Annotated in this window: 15 protein-coding genes; 7 read left to right on the top strand and 8 right to left on the bottom strand. The window is 33.6% G+C overall.

From position 1 onward, the window contains the following. Window positions 1–17 precede the first annotated feature (17 nt). Genes DNU06_RS08720 through DNU06_RS08700 form a run of 5 tightly spaced genes read right to left on the bottom strand, consistent with a single transcriptional unit; the run spans window position 18 to window position 5,286 of the window. Window positions 18–257, bottom strand: coding sequence for a hypothetical protein (locus tag DNU06_RS08720; protein WP_111062868.1), 240 nt, complete (start codon window positions 255–257; stop codon window positions 18–20). Between the two features lie 8 nt (window positions 258–265). Continuing rightward, window positions 266–508 (bottom strand): hypothetical protein, encoded by a 243-nt coding sequence (locus tag DNU06_RS08715; protein ID WP_111062867.1) that lies wholly within the window; start codon window positions 506–508, stop codon window positions 266–268. Between the two features lie 2 nt (window positions 509–510). Continuing rightward, complete coding sequence (locus tag DNU06_RS08710; protein ID WP_111062866.1) at window positions 511–1,689, bottom strand: M20 metallopeptidase family protein; 1,179 nt, start codon at window positions 1,687–1,689, stop codon at window positions 511–513. After that, window positions 1,655–2,074, bottom strand: a complete 420-nt coding sequence (locus DNU06_RS08705; RefSeq protein WP_111062865.1) for a sulfite exporter TauE/SafE family protein — start codon at window positions 2,072–2,074, stop codon at window positions 1,655–1,657. The genes DNU06_RS08710 and DNU06_RS08705 overlap by 35 nt, the downstream gene beginning before the upstream one ends. Then, on the bottom strand, window positions 2,071–5,286 hold the full coding sequence (locus DNU06_RS08700) for a BamA/TamA family outer membrane protein (protein WP_111062864.1): 3,216 nt from the start codon (window positions 5,284–5,286) through the stop codon (window positions 2,071–2,073). Before DNU06_RS08700 ends, DNU06_RS08705 begins: the two co-directional genes overlap by 4 nt. A gap of 77 nt (window positions 5,287–5,363) precedes the next feature. On the opposite strand from DNU06_RS08700, the gene DNU06_RS08695 reads away from it, so the two are divergent. The 5 genes from DNU06_RS08695 (at window position 5,364) to DNU06_RS08675 (ending at window position 13,397) form a co-directional block, all read left to right on the top strand. Next, complete coding sequence (locus DNU06_RS08695; RefSeq protein ID WP_111062863.1) at window positions 5,364–6,014, top strand: MBL fold metallo-hydrolase; 651 nt, start codon at window positions 5,364–5,366, stop codon at window positions 6,012–6,014. A gap of 72 nt (window positions 6,015–6,086) precedes the next feature. Next, window positions 6,087–9,350, top strand: coding sequence for a caspase family protein (locus tag DNU06_RS08690; RefSeq protein ID WP_111062862.1), 3,264 nt, complete (start codon window positions 6,087–6,089; stop codon window positions 9,348–9,350). Then, entirely contained in the window at window positions 9,351–9,740 is a 390-nt protein-coding gene (locus DNU06_RS08685) for a hypothetical protein (RefSeq protein WP_111062861.1), read from the top strand. It begins immediately after the preceding gene. A 105-nt stretch (window positions 9,741–9,845) separates the two neighbouring features. Continuing rightward, on the top strand, window positions 9,846–11,129 hold the full coding sequence (locus DNU06_RS08680) for a DUF2130 domain-containing protein (protein ID WP_111062860.1): 1,284 nt from the start codon (window positions 9,846–9,848) through the stop codon (window positions 11,127–11,129). A gap of 135 nt (window positions 11,130–11,264) precedes the next feature. Beyond that, window positions 11,265–13,397: a T9SS type B sorting domain-containing protein gene (locus DNU06_RS08675; RefSeq protein ID WP_111062859.1), complete on the top strand. Its 2,133-nt coding sequence runs from the start codon at window positions 11,265–11,267 to the stop codon at window positions 13,395–13,397. 399 nt (window positions 13,398–13,796) lie between these two features. Here the strand turns inward: DNU06_RS08675 and DNU06_RS08670 are convergent, their stop codons facing one another. Continuing rightward, window positions 13,797–15,122: a T9SS type B sorting domain-containing protein gene (locus DNU06_RS08670; protein WP_111062858.1), complete on the bottom strand. Its 1,326-nt coding sequence runs from the start codon at window positions 15,120–15,122 to the stop codon at window positions 13,797–13,799. Continuing rightward, a complete protein-coding gene (locus DNU06_RS08665; RefSeq protein ID WP_158526856.1) occupies window positions 15,115–15,687 on the bottom strand; it encodes an RNA polymerase sigma factor in 573 nt (190 codons plus the stop codon). The genes DNU06_RS08670 and DNU06_RS08665 overlap by 8 nt, the downstream gene beginning before the upstream one ends. Window positions 15,688–15,855: 168 nt before the next feature. On the opposite strand from DNU06_RS08665, the gene mdh reads away from it, so the two are divergent. Together mdh and DNU06_RS08655 are read left to right on the top strand one after the other, a co-directional pair. Beyond that, window positions 15,856–16,791, top strand: a complete 936-nt coding sequence (gene mdh, locus DNU06_RS08660; protein ID WP_111062856.1) for a malate dehydrogenase — start codon at window positions 15,856–15,858, stop codon at window positions 16,789–16,791. 220 nt (window positions 16,792–17,011) lie between these two features. Next, complete coding sequence (locus DNU06_RS08655; protein ID WP_111062855.1) at window positions 17,012–18,649, top strand: T9SS type A sorting domain-containing protein; 1,638 nt, start codon at window positions 17,012–17,014, stop codon at window positions 18,647–18,649. A 64-nt stretch (window positions 18,650–18,713) separates the two neighbouring features. Here the strand turns inward: DNU06_RS08655 and DNU06_RS08650 are convergent, their stop codons facing one another. Continuing rightward, window positions 18,714–19,133: a hypothetical protein gene (locus DNU06_RS08650; protein WP_111062854.1), complete on the bottom strand. Its 420-nt coding sequence runs from the start codon at window positions 19,131–19,133 to the stop codon at window positions 18,714–18,716. Window positions 19,134–19,184: the final 51 nt, after the last annotated feature.

Genomic DNA, 19,184 nt, shown 5'->3' with positions numbered 1-19,184 from the left:
GTCGTAAGGAGGTGTTTTTAGTAAACTAAACTACAATCAATGTTTGTGGTAATTCCTTCATAAGAAAAGGTAGTATCTTTTAAATCACAAGCTTCAACACCTTCTTTTTTGGTTACATCTAGAACATTCTCAGTCGTATTTGTACTGGATTGAATTACACCTGTGTTTGCATGGATACAATTACAAGTTCTGTTTTTTCTACAGGACACAAAAGAGACCATAGTGGCACATAATAAAATAAGGGCAAAATTTTTCATATATAATTTTATTGTAATTCGCAATTAGTAACGTATTTATCAAAATCTAAAGTAACTACTGTAGTATCCGATTGGTTACATTCTTCAATAGCCGCCCTTTTATCCGTATCCGATATTGGATAGGTATTATCAATAGGTGGTTGTTCTTCTTCATTAATAAATGTAATACATTCACAAATGTGGTTTTTTTCACAACTTTGCGTTGCCAATAAAATAGTAACCAAAGTAAATACGATTTTAAATACTCTCATGTTTAAATCTTTTGAAATACAATATTAATAAAAGTTTCCATACCTACAACCAAAGCATTGGAATCAATGTCAAATTTTGAGTGGTGAACGGGGTAAACAATACCTTTTTTTTCATTTTTCGTACCAATTCTTATAAATGTACTTGGAATTTGCTGCCCATAAAACGCAAAATCTTCTCCTGTCATTCGAATTGGTAAATCAATAACGGCATTTTCTCCAAAATATTTTACTAACTTTTGCTTTGTTAATTCCGTTAATGCTTCGTCATTTTTTAAGAATGGATATCCTTTTACAATGTTTACATCAATTTTTGCTCCCATGCCATTTGCTATAAAGGTGGCTTGTTTTTTTATCAAATGATGTGCTTCCGCTCTCCATTCCTCATTCATGGTTCTAAAAGTACCTGCTAATTCTACTTTGTTTGGAATGATATTAGTAGCGCCTAATCCTTCTATTTTACCAAAGGATAATACAGCCGGAATGGCAGGATTACAATTTCTACTAATCACTTGTTGCAGTCCGGTTATGATATGGGCGGTAATTAAAATAGGATCGATATTTTGATGGGGCATGGCACCATGGCCTCCTTTTCCGTGAATAGTCATATAAATTTCATCACAGGAAGCCATATACATTCCTCCTTTTAAGCCTACAGCGCCTGCTTCTAGTTCTGGAAAGACGTGTAGTGCATATATCTCGTCTACCTTTGGGTTTTCTAGTACACCTTCAGCAATTAACATGCTGGCACCCCCAGGTAGTTTTTCTTCTCCTGGTTGAAAAATAAATTTTACGCCAACCTCTAGGCTGTCTATATTTTGTTGAATGAATTTTAAAGTACCGAGTAGCATTGCCGTATGCACATCATGCCCACAGGCATGCATAACTCCTTTTTTCGTAGACTGATAAGGCGCATTGGTCTCCTCTAATATGGGAAGGGCATCTATGTCAGCTCTTAAAGCAATCCATTTTTTTACGGCTCCTTTAGGTTGTATGGTTCCTGTGATGCCAGTTTTCCCAATCACTTGAAAATGGATGCCAAATTCAGCTAGTTTCGACTGGATAAATTTGGATGTTTCATATTCTTCGAATGATAATTCAGGGTTTTTATGTATGTGTTCCCTTATTGTAATTACCTCTTGATGGAGGTCATTCAATTGCTTCTGTATGATTTCCTTTTTCATCCGGTGTTGTTTTTTTTAATCCTGAATAAATCATTTTTACAGCCAAATAAAGCATTAAGACACCAAAAACTAATTTGACTGTGGATGCCGGTAATTTTAATGCTAGTTTAGATCCAAAATATCCACCAATTACAAATGCTATGGCGATTATAATGCCGTATGGAATGTTAACAGATCCGGCCTTGTAGTAATTCATGACAGCTAATATTCCAATTGGTGGTAACATCAAAATTAAACTCGTTCCTTGTGCAGTGTGTTGCGATAGCCCCATAATGTAAACTAATGCAGGCACCATGACTACACCGCCGCCAATACCAACAAATCCACTCATAATACCTGCAAAAACACCAATGAGTATGAGCGAGATGATTGTTTGTGCTGTCATATGTCTAAATTTAAGGAGATTTGTGTAACAGGTTTTAAAAAGCGTAAATCTTCAATACCCCAAGCAATATCTAGTTTGATAAAATAACCCATTAATTTAGAACGAAATCCAAAACCTACATCTCCAACGATTGGTTCAATTAAATTTTGAATATTGATCTGAATTGGATAATTGTCTATTTTATGGTTGTTGAAGTAATTCTCAGGGGAAAGTGGGTGTGGACCAGTCCATGCTGAACCCACATCTCCAAAGGCAACAATTTGGAAATGTCTAAAAAATTCACTGTTGATAGGGAAGGGAGATAGAAATGAAAATATAGGTAATCTTAGTTCGGTACTTAGTAATGCAAAACTATTACCATTTCTTGTATTTTGAATAAATCCCCTTAATGGAGTAGCTATCGTTTGATAACCATAGTTTTGGCTAGGATCTACATCTAAGTCAAAATTGAAATTATCCGTCGGTCGCAATACCCAATTGTTTACTGCCCCCATATAATATAATAGCCTTTTACTTCCTAAAGAAGTTGCCCCCGCAATTCTATTTACCCAAATGAAATTTCTAGTAATTCTAGTATAGGAACGTAAGTCAATTCCTAAATTAAAAGTAGCATAATAATTAGAGGTGTAGTCTTGTAAATATTCCGCAAATACTTTTAATCTTAAACCTCTTCTTATGTTTAGTTCCATTGGAATGGAATTATCAAAAACCATTTCAAAATTTAAACCAGAATTATATTGTATAACGTCTTCCGAAAATTCTGCTCCAGGTGGGTATTGTGTTTTATCTTGTCTTAAATTAGTGGTTAATCTTAAACTAAAAGTTTCCGATATAGGATAACTCATTCGGTAACGAATATCGTGGGTAATACTTTTAGATAGCTCTGTTTCTGAAACTGCCTTTTGTCGGTAATAAAGTAAACGGTGGTCTAATCTATTTCTTAAGTTTTCAAAAGACAGTAGGGTTTCACTGCCTGAATTCAAGGAAAGTGGAATTCTAATACCGCCTACTAATTTATAATCATCAAATAAGTCACTCGCTCCAATTTTGGTCAGTGAATTAAGACCAGGGTTGATGTATACCGAACCTGGTCCTTGGTATATTTGATAGTTTGGAAATAAAAAAGTATTATCGAAATTAGTGACCAGAAAATCCTTTGTGAAGTTAATATTGTAAATCGTGTACTTTGGGAATTGGTATTTAGGAATGAGTTGTTTAGTTTTTTCTTTTGTGGAATCACTTGCTAACTTAATGCTTGTTTCTTTACCAATTTCCACGAATATTTTCTGATAGTAAACATTGTTGATGTAAACGGTGTCTTTATTACTAGCTCCTTGTAATTTTAGGTTTGAAATTTTTACTGCGTTTGCCTTTTGTAAATATCCTGCATTATAAAATTTAACTAAGCTGGTAGTGTCATAGGTTTGCCTATACAATTTATAGTTGTTGTTTTGGTAGACTAAATATATTAAATCTTGGTCCGAATTCATTGCTTGTTCCCTAATTTCAGTTACATAATTGGTTTGGGGGAGCAAACTGATTTCATCTCGGTAATGAATACTGGTATCTATATAGTCAATTACGCGATTGACTTTGGCTATAAAACGGTTGTCTATGCCATTTTGCTCTGATAAGTAAGTGATGCTGCCACCCTTAAGCGGTAGCGGACTGTGTTCGTTGATTTTCGGAGTATTCGTAATTCTTTTTAATTTTTTAAATGTCCGCTTAAATTGCGAAACATCCATGGTGAAAATGTCGGTAGTGTTTGGCAAGAATTGCATGTCAATATCCTTAAAAATAGTATCACTTTCTCTATTAGATACAAAGGCAATACTTTGATTGTCGTTGGTGAATTTTGGTTCTAATTCATCATATAAATCATTTGTTATTTGCGTTAATTGTCCGCCAAATACAGAATAAGTATAAAGGTCAGTTTGACCATTTTTAACGCCCGATAATATGAGTGTTTTACCATCTGAACTATAATCAAAGGCAATGACTTTATCTAGCTCAGTAACGGGTTTAATAGTTAATGATGCTTTGTTTTTACCTGCTTCTTCTAAAATGTAAATACAATAGTAGAGTTTGTCTTTTTTTATGGTATAAAAACTAAATGCATTCACCTTAGGATGCCATTCAAGTACCGGAAAACTATAGTCTTGAATCCTTTCTAGTTTTGTTCCTGCTTTATAAATGGTTTTGCGTTTTTTTGTCGCTAAATCAAGCAATTTTACACGATATTGTCCCAATCTATTTTCAACATAAGCGACGTGTTTTCCATCTGAAGATAATTTAAAACTATAATAAACACCATCTTTCTTTTTTTTAAAGCTAATCTCTTCTCCTGTTGGCTCTTTCTGTACTTTGTAATCTCGTACATATCTTCCTTTGTAAAAAGCAATATAGTTGGTGTTTAGTTTTTGAAAATCTAGGGAAAGGGTAGTGTAAAGCGATCGCTCGATACTTTGGGTATATCTTGTTAAATTAATAATAGCCGGAATACTACTTTTACCATAGGATTCTCCAATGTAATTCCACATGGCGTGGCCAGCATAAATCTTATCTTCGGTACTTAAATTGTTAAACTTAGATAGTTTATTCGTCAACACTAAGTCTTTTGTTCTACTTTCAATTTCACTGTCCCAACCCACAGTAAGGTATCGGATTAATCCTTGCTCCATCCAATCGGGTACGCCCGACTGTACACTCGATTTTAAAACATTTTTCCAGTCATTACCCAATAACATGTTTTTAATTAAGGCCTCGTAAACCGCAAACTTTACACTTTTATTAAAGTTTTGATGATTGGCTTCATAGTAAACAAAAATCTTTGACCCAAATATTCTGGATGTACCTGCTATTTGGGTCTGCTCATCTTGTAATAATCCAATGTTACTTTGCTTAAACTTTGCGTGATTTTCAAATACAATCACTTCCATTTTTTCGGGAAATTTAAATTCTAATTTTTGTTCCGCTTCCCTTAAATAATAATCAAATGCCTTGGCCGAATAATAGGCTAGCTTAGTGTCAGCACTGCTGTAATATATTCTAAAACGTTTGTAATTGTGTGATTTCCAACCGAAACTACTGTATTGCACACGGTTTTTACCATATTCTTGATTAGAACCTTGATAGAATTGACCGTATACCAAGCTTGGTAGTAGGCATATTGTTGCAAATACAATAAAACGGAAAATTTTATCTAAAACCATAATTAAAGAGGTAAAGATAAAAAAAAGGAACGGTTAATAAGTGGATATCATTAAATTTGTAACATAAAATAACAACAATGATTCAAATAGAAAAAATGACCTTTAATCCTTTTCAGGAAAACACTTATGTTTTGTATGACGAAACTAAAGAATGCATCATTATTGATCCGGGTTGTTATGAAAAAAATGAACAAAATAAATTGGTTGATTTTATTGCGAAAAATGATTTGAAACCAGTAAAAATAGTAAATACCCATGGGCATATCGACCATGTTTTGGGCAATTACTTTGTACATAAAACGTATGGGATTGATGTGGTGGGGCATGAGAATTTAAAACAGCAATTGGCTGCTGTGCCAACCTATAGCAGTATGTATGGTTTTAATGCTTACCAACCTTCTCCAGACCCTGTAACCTTATTAAAAGAAGGGGATGTGTTAAAGTTCGGGAACAGTGCTTTAGATGTTTACTTTTGTCCCGGACATGCACCCGATCATTTGGTGTTTCACCATACAGGTCAAGGATTTGTAATTAATGGAGATGTTTTGTTTAAAGGTAGTTTTGGTAGAATTGATTTACCTGGTGGAGATTTTGAAACTTTGAAAAATTCCATTTTAAATACCATGTTTAAATTGCCAGACGATACTGTGGTTTATACTGGACATGGGGAAGAAACAACAATTGGTGTTGAAAAAATATCGAACCCAATTCACCATGCTTCTTTTTAAAATTCTACAGTATTTACGTAACTTTTAAGGGTCTTAAAATAATTTTGTAATTTTAAACAAAATAACCCAACCATGAAATTCATTTTTATCTTGTGCATATACTGCATGACAAGCAACTTTTCTGCTTGGTCGAATACCCAACCTGAGGTCGTTTTTACCACCGGACACAATACGCAAATTAACGCCATGGTGGTGTCAGAAAATACTCAGTTTTTAGCCAGTGCAGGTAATAACAAGTTGATAAAAATTTGGGACATTGCTTCAGGAAAAGAATTTCGGACCATAACGGGAAGTGATGGCCGAATCGTTTTTTTGACTTTTCATGAGGATAATGAAACTTTGATTGGCATTTCTTCGGAAAATGAAATGATCGGGTGGAATGTGATTTCGGGTGAGAAATTATTCGAAACAGCAGCACAAGGGGCTATGGAAGTGTCGGCTTTCTTTTTACCAAATTCAAAGGATATAATATACATTGATGAAAACTCCAAACTAAGTCGCTTTAATGCCAATTTGAAACAAAAGGTAATTTTAAAGGAATCGCTTTATTGCTTGAGTTTAAATTTAGACTTGAAAAATGAAAGGATTGTATTGATCAGTCACTTGAATGAAATCATTATTTTGGATTTAAATACCTTGGAAGAAATTGAAAGAATTTCAACATCAAATGCACATGTGAATGTTTCTATTCCAACCCAGTTGTCAGTCGATAATCGATTTTTAATTCAAGTATTGGTCAATAATGCCATTAGGGTGGTCGACTTGCAAAAAGGAACCGTATTGATGGAGAAAGATTTATTTGGTAAGCATTTACATTCCTTAGTGGTAGACAACAAAAAAACATACGCCTATATTGGCGTTAGCGGAAACGGAATTATTGTGTATGATTATCAAAGTAATAAAATTGTAACTGAACTTTCAAAAGATGACCCAGATTTGAATTTTGATTTTAATTGCATTGCAACTTATCCTGAAAATGATGTGCTGATGACCTCAAGTTTCAATCTTATTCAATTGTTTAACCTAAAAAACAAGAAAATATTTAAATCTTTTGAACCGAGAGCCAAAGCAATTCTTGATATGACTTACGATCAAAATGACAAGTATTTAGCGATTGCAAGGGCCAAAGGAACAGTGGAAATTTGGGACCTGAGTCAAAATAAAGTAGCAAAAGAAATTAATGGTATGTTTCCTTGTGTCTTTAGTGCCGACGGTAGAAAATTGGTGGTGATGAACTATGCTTTAAACATGGTGGAGTACGATACTAAAACATGGAAGATTACCGGGACATATAAAACCAATAATAAGGTAAATAGTATGCTAAGTTATTCAAATGATGGTAAATATATTGCCGTGGGTGGTTATATGCCAAATACCATTATATATGATACCGAAACTAAAACAGCGGCTTATACCGTAAAGCATACTGTCGGGCTTAGGGCTTTCGATTTTCACCCTACAAAAAGCCAATTTGCTTATGCCGACTTGATTGGGAATTGTAAAGTGATTGATTTTAAAACAGGAATTGAAAAACTTTCTTTATCTGCCTCGCCAAGTATTTTTGGAGGGGTTAAGTTTAGTAATAATGGCGCACATTTTGGAACAGTTTCTTGGGATAGAAAAATAAAAGTGTATGATGCAAATACTTTTGCATTAAAAAAAGAATGGTCAGGTCATACAGGAGATATTAATGGTTTAGACTTTAATGAAAAAGGGGATGTGTTAATGACTTATGCGACGAATCAAAGTGTTTTTAGTTCGGATAATTCCATAATCTTCTGGAAATTGAATGGGGAGCAGATGGCAAAAATAGATGCGCATAAGTCAGGTATCAATAAAGCCTTTTTTGATTATAAAGCTGACTATGTTTTTACAGGGTCTGATGATGGCTCAATCATGATTAATTCCTATAAAGAAAAGAAGGTGTTGGCAACCTTGATTTCAACAGATGACAAAGAATTTATAATTTATACGCCCGATAATTATTATATGGCCGCCAAAACAGCCTTGTCTTCCATTGCATTTAGGGTTGGAGGGAAATTAGTTCCTTTTGAACAGTATGATATCAATTTAAACAGACCGGATATTATCGCGAAAACAATTGGGAAAACACCACAGAATTTGATTGATGCTTATCAGTATTTGTATAGAAAACGATTGAGAAAATACAATATAGATGCGGGTAGTCTAATAATGGACTTTAACTTGCCTTTTACGCAAATTGAAAACACGGTTCCGTTAACGACCGACCAGTCTAATATTGAATTTTCAATTAAGGCCTGGGACGAAAAGTATCCAATAAAACAAATCAATGTTTACGTCAATAATTCGCCTGTTTACGGTGAGGAAGGGCTGCGTCCAGCTCCAGGAACTGACCCTTTGTCATTTCGTTACGTGGCCAATGTTACTTTATTGGAGGGGTTGAATAAAATTGACATTTCTTGTATCAATGCAAATGGCACGGAATCCTTGTACGCCACAAAAGAAATTTTAAAGTCAGGAAAACCGACGGGAAAAGATTTTTACATTGCTGCAATTGGCGTTTCTAAATATAAAGATGCCCGCTATAATTTGACCTACCCAACAAAGGATGCAACTGAAATTGCAGAGGCATTGCAAGAGGATAATAAGCAATACGAAACGGTACATGTTAAGTATTTGCTAGACGAACAAGTAACGGTAGCTAACATCAGGGCATTGACGCAATTTTTTCAGTCCTGTAAGGCTGGAGATGTAGCAGCTGTTTTTATTGCAGGACATGGTTTGCTGGATGAAAATTTTGATTACTATTTTGGAACCTATAATATTGACTTTGATAAACCTTCGAATAATGGATTACCTTATGATGAAATTACCAAGTTACTGAACAGTATTAAAGCTTACCAAAAATTACTGATAATGGATACATGCCATTCTGGTGAACTAGATAAAGAAGAAGTGGAAGAATCATCAGCGGTGGAAGTGGAGTCAGGCGGTATACAATTCCGTGCTGTAGGAAGCGCTATTGCGGTTAAAAATGCTTTTGGCGCGCAAAACATGAATAAATTATCAGCCGATTTATTTTCTGATACCCGAAAAGGAACTGGAGCAACGGTAATTTCAAGTGCTGGTGGGGCTGAGTATGCCATGGAAAGTGATGAATGGAAAAATGGCTTATTTACTTATAACTTTATAAGAGGATTTAAAGAGCGCAAAGCAGATGCAAATGGAGACGGCTTGATTCAGATTTCTGAAATCAGGACTTATGTCAATAAGCAGGTCGCCATCATGTCTAATAACAAACAAAGACCAACAGCGAGGGAAGAGAATATTGCTGTTGATATTGTGATTTATTAAATGAAAAGAATTCGAGAAGAAAATAGTTTTATTGTAAAAATAATGGCAATAGCCATGACTGTAGCTGCAATATTATATTTATTGAGTGTTTTGATTAATAAGGATAAGGCTTCATTATTTACAGGTTCAATTTTAATTGCTTTATTTTTTATCGCAGGAATTTCCTTGCTGTTGTTAAACGGTTTTGTGACAAGAATGAGGTTCAAAATTATGAACAGTAAGTTGACACAGTCGGTATTGTTTAATCTATTTTCCTTTACTGCTTTTTTATTACTGCCCAATAGCGGAATAATAGAGCTGTTGATTGTAGTCGTCGGAATTTGTTGGTTATTGCTAATTTTAATGCCTGAAAAAACAGCAAATTATATCTGGAAAAAACTGGATTTATAAAAACAGTTCAAAAAAAAAGCATATCTATTTAAATAACGTAAATAATTTACGTCCATATTACTTAATTTTGTTTTCCTTACTGAGGAATACCAAATTTTAGCCAACATGAACAATAGTAAAATAGAATGTCCGAATTGTGCACACGTTTTTAGTGTGGAAGATACTATTACAAAAAATATTGAAGATAGACTGAAAAAAGAACTTCAAAAAAAACAACAGGAGATTACAATAGAGCGGGAAAAACAACAAAGAGTATTTGAAGAAAAACAAGCGCTACAATTAAAAAAAGAAGCGGAATTTGAAATAAAAAGAAGGCAAGCACAAGAGGAGTATAAATTAAAAATTGAAGCAGACCGTGCTCAAATTAGAAAAGAATTAACCGAAAGTGCAGAAAAGGAAGCCTCCGAAAAAAATGAATTAAAATTTAAGCAATTAGAAGAGGAAGCGCTTAAAAAGAAGGCAGAAATTCGTGCTTTACAAGAAAAAGAGCTTGTTTTTATGAGAAAAGAGAACGAACTCAAAGAAAGGCAAGAGCAACTGGAATTGAAAATCCAAAAAGAAAGATTGGAGACGGAAAGATTGGTAGAAGAGAAGGTGAAGAAAGCAGAAGGGGAAAAGTTTGAAATGCAAAAGCGTGAATTTCAAAAGAAAATGGATGATCAGCAAAAGTTGATTGATGAAATGAAAAGAAAAGCTGAGCAAGGTTCTATGCAGATGCAAGGAGAAGTACAGGAATTGGCCATTGAAGATGATTTAAAAGTGCAATTTCCATTTGATATTATTGAGGAAGTTTCAAAAGGGGTAAGAGGAGCCGATTGTATACAAACAGTTAGAAATAGAGGTGGCGTTGCTTGTGGTAAAATAATTTACGAATCGAAAAGAACTAAGAATTTTTCTAATGAATGGATTGAAAAACTAAAAGATGATATGCGATTGGCTGGTGCTGATGTGCCTGTGTTAATAACCGAAACCTTACCTAAAAACCAGCAAAGTTTTGAAATGGTAAGTGGCGTCTGGGTCTGTTCTTTTGCCGAATTTAAAAGTTTGGCAATGGCCATACGAGAAGGTCTAATTAAAGTACAACAAGTAAGTGATTCAAATGAAAATAAAGGCGATAAAATGCAAATGTTGTACAGCTTTTTAACTGGTAACGAATTCAGAAGTCAAGTACAGGCTATTGTAGAAGGGTTCGAAATGTTAAAACAAGACTTGGATAAAGAAAAAAAAGCCATGATGAATATTTGGAAGAAAAGAGAAAAACAAATCGAAAAGGTGATGCTCAATACTACAAATATGTATGGCTCAATTGAAGGAATTGCTGGTGCAGCTGTGCAACCAATACAATCACTTGGGCTGGATGAGTTTTTATTAGATAATAGTGAAAGCTAAGAAAAACAAGTTTTATATTCCTATTTAACCTGTCTTTTAAACAACTATCTCTATTATTTTTCGTATTCTAAATAAGTGCCCTAAAGCTAGGTCTCTTAATTTATAATAAAGTAATTTTACAGCCGTTATAACGCAATGAAACAGTTGAAATTCATAAGCATATTCACTTTTTTGATGTTGTACAATTTTTGTGCATGGGCTATGCCTATGTCCACTGTTTCTATGCCCGATAGATTGCAGGGGGTAATTGTTCCGCCAGTGGACATGACTTGTGTCAATGTGTTAGCAAATGGAGACGTAACTATTGATTGGTTACCTTCTGTGGTTGGAACGGGTACTTTTCTCGAATATGAAGTGTATTGTCTAGAGTCTGGCCCAACGCCCATTGCTACCATTACCAACATCAATACTGCGACTTATACCCATGTTGGTGCTAACGGGAATTTAGGCATAAAAAATTACGTGCTTGCAACCAAGTCCAATGACAATGGAAATATTGAAATTACCTATTCAGATACCATTTCTTCCATTTTTTTAGAAATAAATGATTTAGGTGATGGGAGGGTATTGGTTGAATGGAACCCTACCCATACCCCTCAGTTAGCTGGAGAGAATATTAACTATACCATTTTTAAAGAATACCCAGCAGGCGTTTGGAGCCCGCATAAAAATATTAATTATGGCACCTTTGAATATCGTGATACCATAGATATTTGTAGTGCATTTGTGAATTATCAAGTCAGGGTTAATCATACCAGCGGTTGTAGTTCGACTTCTAATGTAGAAGGAGATTTTTTTATCGATATCATGAACCCTTACATTCCTGTAGTTTCTTCGGTTACGGTAGACACATTGAATGATGTAACTAATGTTTTTTGGAATGTTAACCAGTCTTCAGATACTTATGGCTATATAATATTAAAAATCATAAATGGTTTTTGGGAAAATTTAGATACTATTTATGGGCGTTACATTACTTCGTATGTCGACTTAAATGCAAAACACAACTTACAGTCCGAAACTTATGCCGTGGCTGCATTTGATTCTTGCTTAATAAATAATATTCCACCAAATTATCAAACTTCAGCTGCCAGTGAATCACATGCAACCATTTATACTAGTGCGACTGTTGATTTATGTAATTTAAAAATGGCTGTAAATTGGACTTCTTATAATGGCTGGACGGCAGACGATCCTCTTGTAGAATACCAAATTTTACTTAGCATAAATCATGCACCAGCACAGGTGATCAAAACGGTAACTCCAGACATTGCTCGCTTTAATTATGATTACATTGATTATAATAATACTTATTGCTTTTTCATCAGAGGGGTTTCTCAATCGGGGAAAATAACTTATTCAAATGAACTTTGTAAAACTATCTTACCAGCAGCAAATCCTAATTTTCACTATTTGTCCAATGTTTCTCATCAGTTAAATGGCAGCATGCATGTGGAATGGTACACCGAATCTTTGTCTTCGGTTAAATCTTTTGAAATTTATAAAAAGGGACCGAATGACTTTGGCTTTACATACTTAACAACTGAGTTGCCTAACGGGAGTGATTTCAATGAAATATACGATTTTGAAATTCAAACAGATGGCGTTTACCAATACCAAGTATCTTTAGTAGATTCTTGTGGAAATTTAGGTGCAACTACCAATATGGTTAGCGCTATTGACTTGACCATTCAATCAGATGAAGCTAAATTAGTGAATACCTTATCCTGGACACCATACTTGCAGTTTGATGGCGGCGTAAAACAATATGATATTTATAGAGGAATGGATGGGGTGTATAATCCAGTACCCATAGGAACTACAAATCCAGGGATTCGCTCCTTTGTGGACGAATTAGAGACACAGTTTGATCAGTCTGAAGGTGGATTTTGTTACCGTATTGCCGCTGTAGAAGAGTTGAATCAATATGGCTTTATAAAAACAGCATATTCTGATGAAGAATGCATGACTTTTGATCCGGTAATTTGGGTGCCTAATACGATTATACCAAATAGTCAAATTTCAGAAAACCGAATATTTAACCCTGTTATTAGTCTCTATGTATTTAATAGCTATACCTTGAAAATATTCGACCGTTGGGGGAAAACAATTTTTGAATCAGATGACATAGAGGTTGGTTGGAATGGTCGTTTTCCTGATAATAACTTTGTGTATGAGGGAGTTTATGTGTATTTAATTACTTTTAAAGATAAAGCCGATAAGTTATTTGAAAATACAGGTACCGTTAATGTTCTCTTTAAAGAATAAGACTTTGTATTTGACCTGTGCGCAGTTCCTTACGCAATAAGTCCCCATAAATAATAGTGAGATATATTTAATGATTACCTGTTGAATAGGTGTTAATTACAACCATTGTTTCAAGGGGTGATTCGGTTTCTTTTTAGACCTCATTTACCTTTAGCTTTATTTTCCTTCTGGTTAAGGTGCTTCACCCAATTTTCAGCCTTTTAAATCAATGCCATTATCTCCTTTTGAATTGTATTCCTGTTAGTTTTTAATAAACTATTTAAGGTAGCCATGGATAGATCATTCTTTGAATTTTAAACTAGAGAAAAGGAGTAGTAAGTATAGCGCTACTAAAGATAATGTGAAAATAAAAAGGCCGAATTGATTTACTCAATTCGGCCTTCAAAAAATACAAATGATTTATCTAGTTATGGTAACATGTCCACGGTAAATTTCTTCCTCACCGAATTCGTTAGTTTGTTCTACCACCCAAATATAAATCCCGCTAGGCGCCTGTGTTCTGTCTTTCGTGTATAGACCGTCCCATGGACGCGTAGCTTCGTTTGTTTGGTACAATAAGGATCCAGCCTTGTTATAAATGGACATGGTGAAAGGCTTATTGTCTATTAATAATGCTTTTGGAATAAAATAATCGTTGAGTAAATCACCGTTTGGTGAAAATGCATTCGGCGCCAATAAATTATAATCATTTGCTATTTCAATATGACGCGTCATTGTATTTTGACAGCCATTGCTTCCCGTAATCGTGCAATTTAAGCGGTAATCTCCTTTTTCTTTAAAGCTATATTGGAAACTACTTTGACTGGACTTATAAAGGTTAGTTAATTCCCAGTCTACTTGGTTGTTCATTTGATCTTCTCTTAAAGAAATATAAGCAGTCGGAATTAAGTCTTCTTCAATTTCTATTTGGATGGCGTTTTCTGGTAATGCTAATATCTCTATAAATTTCACTTCGCTTTTATACAGTAGCTCTTCAGTTTTTTCATCCAACAAATTAATAGTGACACGATAAGTACCAGGATTTTTGTATGTGTATTCTACCAGATTTGTACTGAGTAGCGTACCATCTCCCATATCCCATTGATATTTTGCTTTTATTTTAGGAATAGAAGGCGTTAAAATAACAGCTTCACCTAAACAAATACTTGTGCGATTAGAAACAACTTGTAAGTTAAAGCTTGAATAGTCAATTGTTTTTGTTTCCGCAGCTAATGCAAGTTCATTTTTCTCCTCCAAAGGCTTTAAAACAGGTAGTGTGTTTTGCGCAGGTGTAATCACTTTTTCAAAGTTGTTTAAGTGAATTAATTTTGTTGGTTGAATGGCTTTTGTTTCTTCTTTTTTATTTTTTGATTGCCCTTCAACTAATCCCGTATTTGGTGAGTTTTGCGCATTTACTTTTGGTTGAGCAACGGGGTTTTTAGTTTGAATATTTTTTTCTTGATTGCTATTTTCTTTTATTTCTGTCGTTGTTTCTGAATATAGTAAGTCTTTTTCTGTTTGGTTTGCGCTTACCTCTTGAGTTATATTTACTGGGGTAGGCGTGGTAGATAAATACCAGACACCAGCACTTGCTATTACTGCAACTGCAGAAATACCAATCACCCATTTTGAAATAAATCCTTTTTCTGGACCGAGTTTCTTTGAAAAAGAATCCCATGCAGCTTCTGTATATGGCACTTCATAGTGCTCAACAGCATTTTTAATTGTTTTTTCAAATTTATCCATGATACTCCACCTTTTCTGCGCTTAATGACGCTCTTAATTTTTGTTTTGCTTTTGCTAAGTTTGATTTAGAAGTGCCTTCGGAAATGCCTAAATACTCGGCAATTTCTTTATGGGTATATCCTTCCATCACATACAAGTTAAAAACCATTTTATATCCAGCAGATAAATTACTGATGGCTTCTATTGCTTTACTCGCTTTAAAGTTTAACGCATTTAAATCCTCCTCTATAATTATGCCATTTTCTTCTTCTGAAGCAATATCCGCTTCATTTTCGATAGCATATGTGTTCTTTTTATTTTTTCGAATCAAGTCAATCGCTGTGTTGACCATGATTCTGCGTACCCAACCTTCAAATGAACCTGTAAAATTATAAACGGTTAATTTTTCAAATACCTTTATAAATCCATTCTGAACCATATCCTGTGCTTCATCTTGGTCCCTAGCATATCGCATACAAACCCCCATCATCTTACCGTAGTATTTTTCAAAGAGTTGCTTTTGGTATTTTCTTTTACCTTTAATACAACCTGTAATGATATTTTGTAGCTCTTGCTGATTTTCCACTTGTTGGTTTACGATTTTAAAACGATAAAAATAATAAAGGGTTGCCTAAGAATTAATTTTTTCCTAATTAATTAAAAACTGCGTGAATATAATTTATTTCTTTCAAAATGTTTTGTAAATTCGCATTCTTATTAAAATATGTAGATTAACCAAATTAAACAAATAAAAATGAAAGTTACTGTAGTTGGAGCCGGAAATGTTGGAGCAACATGTGCAAATGTATTAGCACATAACGAAGTTGCAAACGAAATTGTATTATTGGATATTAAAGAAGGTGTTGCTGAAGGTAAGGCTTTAGACATGTGGGAGACCTCACCTGTGAACTTATATGATTCTAGAATCACTGGTTCAACTAACGATTATTCTAAAACTGCAGGTTCTGAAGTTGTGGTAATTACTTCTGGTATTCCAAGAAAACCAGGTATGAGTAGAGATGATTTGATCGCTACAAATGCTGGTATTGTAAAGTCAGTAACTGAAAATGTGATTAAGCATTCTCCAGATGCTAAAATTATCATTGTTTCTAACCCTTTAGATGTAATGTGTTATACTGCATTTTTGACTGCTAAAATTGACAAGTCAAGAGTAATGGGTATGGCTGGTGTTTTAGATACTGCGCGTTACCGTTCTTTTATTGCCATGGAATTAAATGTTTCTCCTAAAGATATTCAAGCCTTATTAATGGGTGGACATGGAGATACTATGGTGCCTTTACCAAGATATACAACTGTTGGTGGAATTCCATTGACTGAATTAATGGCGCAAGATAAAATTGATGCAATTATTGAAAGAACCAAATTTGGTGGTGGAGAAATTGTAAAATTATTAGGAACTTCTGCTTGGTATGCTCCAGGTGCAGCAGCTGCTCAAATGGTAGAAGCAATTGTAAAAGATCAAAAAAGAGTATTGCCAGTGTGCTCATGGTTAACTGGTGAATATGGTCAAAAAGATATTTATTTAGGCGTTCCTGTAATTTTAGGTAAAAATGGAATCGAAAAAATATTAGAAGTAGACTTGAATGATGCAGAAAAAGAATTAATGAATGGTTCTGCTGATGCAGTTAGAAACGTAATGGGAATCTTAAAAGATTTAAACGTACTTTAAATTTAAGTTCATTCAATTAAAATAATTAAAACCTACTTAGTCCGCTAAGTAGGTTTTTTTTGGTTTTATACTTTTGTTTGGTCACAGCTAATATTTATGTTTTGTGATAAATTTTTATGACAAAGTAGGTGTGCGAAAAGGTGGTTTTTTGTATGGTAAAGTATTTAATTACAATAAATAAAGTTTAGTTTCGTTTTACATTTATAGTAAATATTAAACTATGTCAAAAATTTTTACTTTTTTAAAAAGTATCATCCAGCTAAATGTTTTTATGACATTAAAAAAACTAATCTTAGCTTTTAGTCTCCTATTGAACACAAACCCGATTATTAGTCAAACTACATTCATACCTGATGCTTTTTTCGAGACTGCATTAATAAACTTAGGAGTTGATTCTGGAATAGTGGATGGTATTGTTGTAACTGCAAGTATTGATACCATTACAGTTTTAGATTTACAAAGCAAATATATTTCAAATTTAACAGGAATACAAGACTTTGTTTCTTTGGAAAAATTGAACTTAAGGTCGAATTATCTTACAAATATCAATCTTACACAAAACGTAGCGTTGACTTATTTGAACTGTCAGCATAATAATCTTGCTACACTTGATCTCTCCCACAATTTAATGCTAATTGAATTAATGTGTTATGATAATCAGCTAACGAACCTTGATCTTTCTAATAATTTAGCACTAAGTTATTTGGAGTGTAGAGAGAACCTGCTTATAAATCTAGATCTTTCTAATAATTTAGCGCTAAGCGTGTTGGAATGCAGGGATAATATGCTTAATCATTTAACACTACCACCTAGTAGTACTTTAACTTCTGTAGATTGTTTTAGAAATTTTATCCATGCCCTTGATGTCACTCAAAATACAGGTTTGCTTTATTTTAATTGTATTGGAAATCAGATTTATAACCTTGATTTATCTCAAAATAATGCCCTCGAATCATTAGGTTGTGGTAACAATCCTTTGCATACCTTAGACGTTACATTGAACAATAATTTAAAATCTTTGAATTGTGTGGGAAATCAATTAAATACTTTGGATCTTTCTCAAAATTTGAATTTAGAGCACTTGTATTGCGCTTCAAATTTCTTTTCAAATATAACAGTGTCTAATAATACAAATTTAAGATATTTATCCTGTTCTAATAATAGCCTTACAAACTTAGATGTTTCACAAAATCTTGCTTTACAGGTGCTAAATTGTGATCAGAATCAACTTTCAAATTTAGATATTTCTCATAATTTACAACTTGGGTACCTAGACTGTCATGAAAATCAAATTGCTAACTTAAGTTTCTATGAAAATCCTTTAATTAACACTGTTTATTGTAAAGATAATGAAATAGGAGGATTGGACTTCTCGCAAAATCCTATTTTAGAAAAATTGGATTGCAGGAATAATAACCTTAGTTGTTTAAATATTAGAAATGGAAATAATGATGATATGACTTTATTAAATACCCAAGGCAATGCTTTTTTAAGCTGTATTACCATTGACGATAATCTTTACTTGTATTATAGTTGGATAAATATTCTAGCTGGGGTCCAGTTTAGCACAAACTGCAGTAATTCTTGTTATTTATCCGCTGTCAAATTATCTGCACCAGACTCAAAAATAACCGTATTTCCCAATCCTACTCAGGGACAAGTTTCAATTAGTTTAAATGAATATTCCAAAGTGTTAAAAATGAAACTGTTCAATAGTTATGGGCAATTAATGAACCCGGATATTTTTGTAGATGTTGATCAATTGAAGATTGATGTACTTGGTCCTAAGGGACTTTATTTTTTACAGATTTATCTTAAGAGTGGAGAAAGTAGAACGGTGAAAATTATTAAACAATAAAAATTATGAAATAAAAAAGGGCTTTGAATTATTCAAAGCCCTTTTATTTATGCGATTATTTTTATTATTTAAATAAATTAATAAAACAAGCGTCCCCTTCAAAGCTTATTGGCTCTGGAAATTCTGCATGCATGATCAATTTGTTTTCATGATGCTGCCAGTTTGCTTCTATCACTTTTCTATCTAATAAAATAATAGTAGAGTTTCCGTGGTTGTCATGCTTATCAATGATAGTCGTACCATTAAAATCACATTGCCAATGTGTCTCAGCAACATTTTTATTATAAGTTAGCTCAATGGTTGGAACTTGAAAAAAGGAAGGGTCCGAAATGTTTTTCATGTCAAATACAAACCGTACAAAACCGTCACTCTCTACTAAATCTTCTTTTTTCAACCCCAAGGAGGTGAAACTTAATTTACCAGGTTTTGCTTCATTTAAATGAATTAATATTTCTCCTTCGTTAATTTCTACTTTGTTTTTCATATTCTATTTTTTTTCTTTATAAATTTACCCACTTTACACAGAAGTAAAAAT

The organism is Putridiphycobacter roseus (assembly GCF_003234935.1).
Classification (GTDB): domain Bacteria; phylum Bacteroidota; class Bacteroidia; order Flavobacteriales_D; family Crocinitomicaceae; genus Putridiphycobacter; species Putridiphycobacter roseus.
This window is presented reverse-complemented; position numbering and strand designations above follow the sequence as displayed.

Bases quoted from the DNA above. Each gene is read 5' to 3' on its own strand.
- DNU06_RS08695 (WP_111062863.1), top strand. From the start codon at position 5,364: ATGATTCAAATAGAAAAAATGACCTTTAATCCTTTTCAGGAAAACACT.
- DNU06_RS08670 (WP_111062858.1), bottom strand. From the start codon at position 15,122: ATGGATAAATTTGAAAAAACAATTAAAAATGCTGTTGAGCACTATGAA.
- DNU06_RS08675 (WP_111062859.1), top strand. From the start codon at position 11,265: ATGAAACAGTTGAAATTCATAAGCATATTCACTTTTTTGATGTTGTAC.
- DNU06_RS08690 (WP_111062862.1), top strand. From the start codon at position 6,087: ATGAAATTCATTTTTATCTTGTGCATATACTGCATGACAAGCAACTTT.
- DNU06_RS08720 (WP_111062868.1), bottom strand. From the start codon at position 257: ATGAAAAATTTTGCCCTTATTTTATTATGTGCCACTATGGTCTCTTTT.
- DNU06_RS08705 (WP_111062865.1), bottom strand. From the start codon at position 2,074: ATGACAGCACAAACAATCATCTCGCTCATACTCATTGGTGTTTTTGCA.
- DNU06_RS08680 (WP_111062860.1), top strand. From the start codon at position 9,846: ATGAACAATAGTAAAATAGAATGTCCGAATTGTGCACACGTTTTTAGT.
- DNU06_RS08715 (WP_111062867.1), bottom strand. From the start codon at position 508: ATGAGAGTATTTAAAATCGTATTTACTTTGGTTACTATTTTATTGGCA.
- mdh (WP_111062856.1), top strand. From the start codon at position 15,856: ATGAAAGTTACTGTAGTTGGAGCCGGAAATGTTGGAGCAACATGTGCA.
- DNU06_RS08655 (WP_111062855.1), top strand. From the start codon at position 17,012: ATGTCAAAAATTTTTACTTTTTTAAAAAGTATCATCCAGCTAAATGTT.
- DNU06_RS08710 (WP_111062866.1), bottom strand. From the start codon at position 1,689: ATGAAAAAGGAAATCATACAGAAGCAATTGAATGACCTCCATCAAGAG.
- DNU06_RS08650 (WP_111062854.1), bottom strand. From the start codon at position 19,133: ATGAAAAACAAAGTAGAAATTAACGAAGGAGAAATATTAATTCATTTA.
- DNU06_RS08700 (WP_111062864.1), bottom strand. From the start codon at position 5,286: ATGGTTTTAGATAAAATTTTCCGTTTTATTGTATTTGCAACAATATGC.
- DNU06_RS08685 (WP_111062861.1), top strand. From the start codon at position 9,351: ATGAAAAGAATTCGAGAAGAAAATAGTTTTATTGTAAAAATAATGGCA.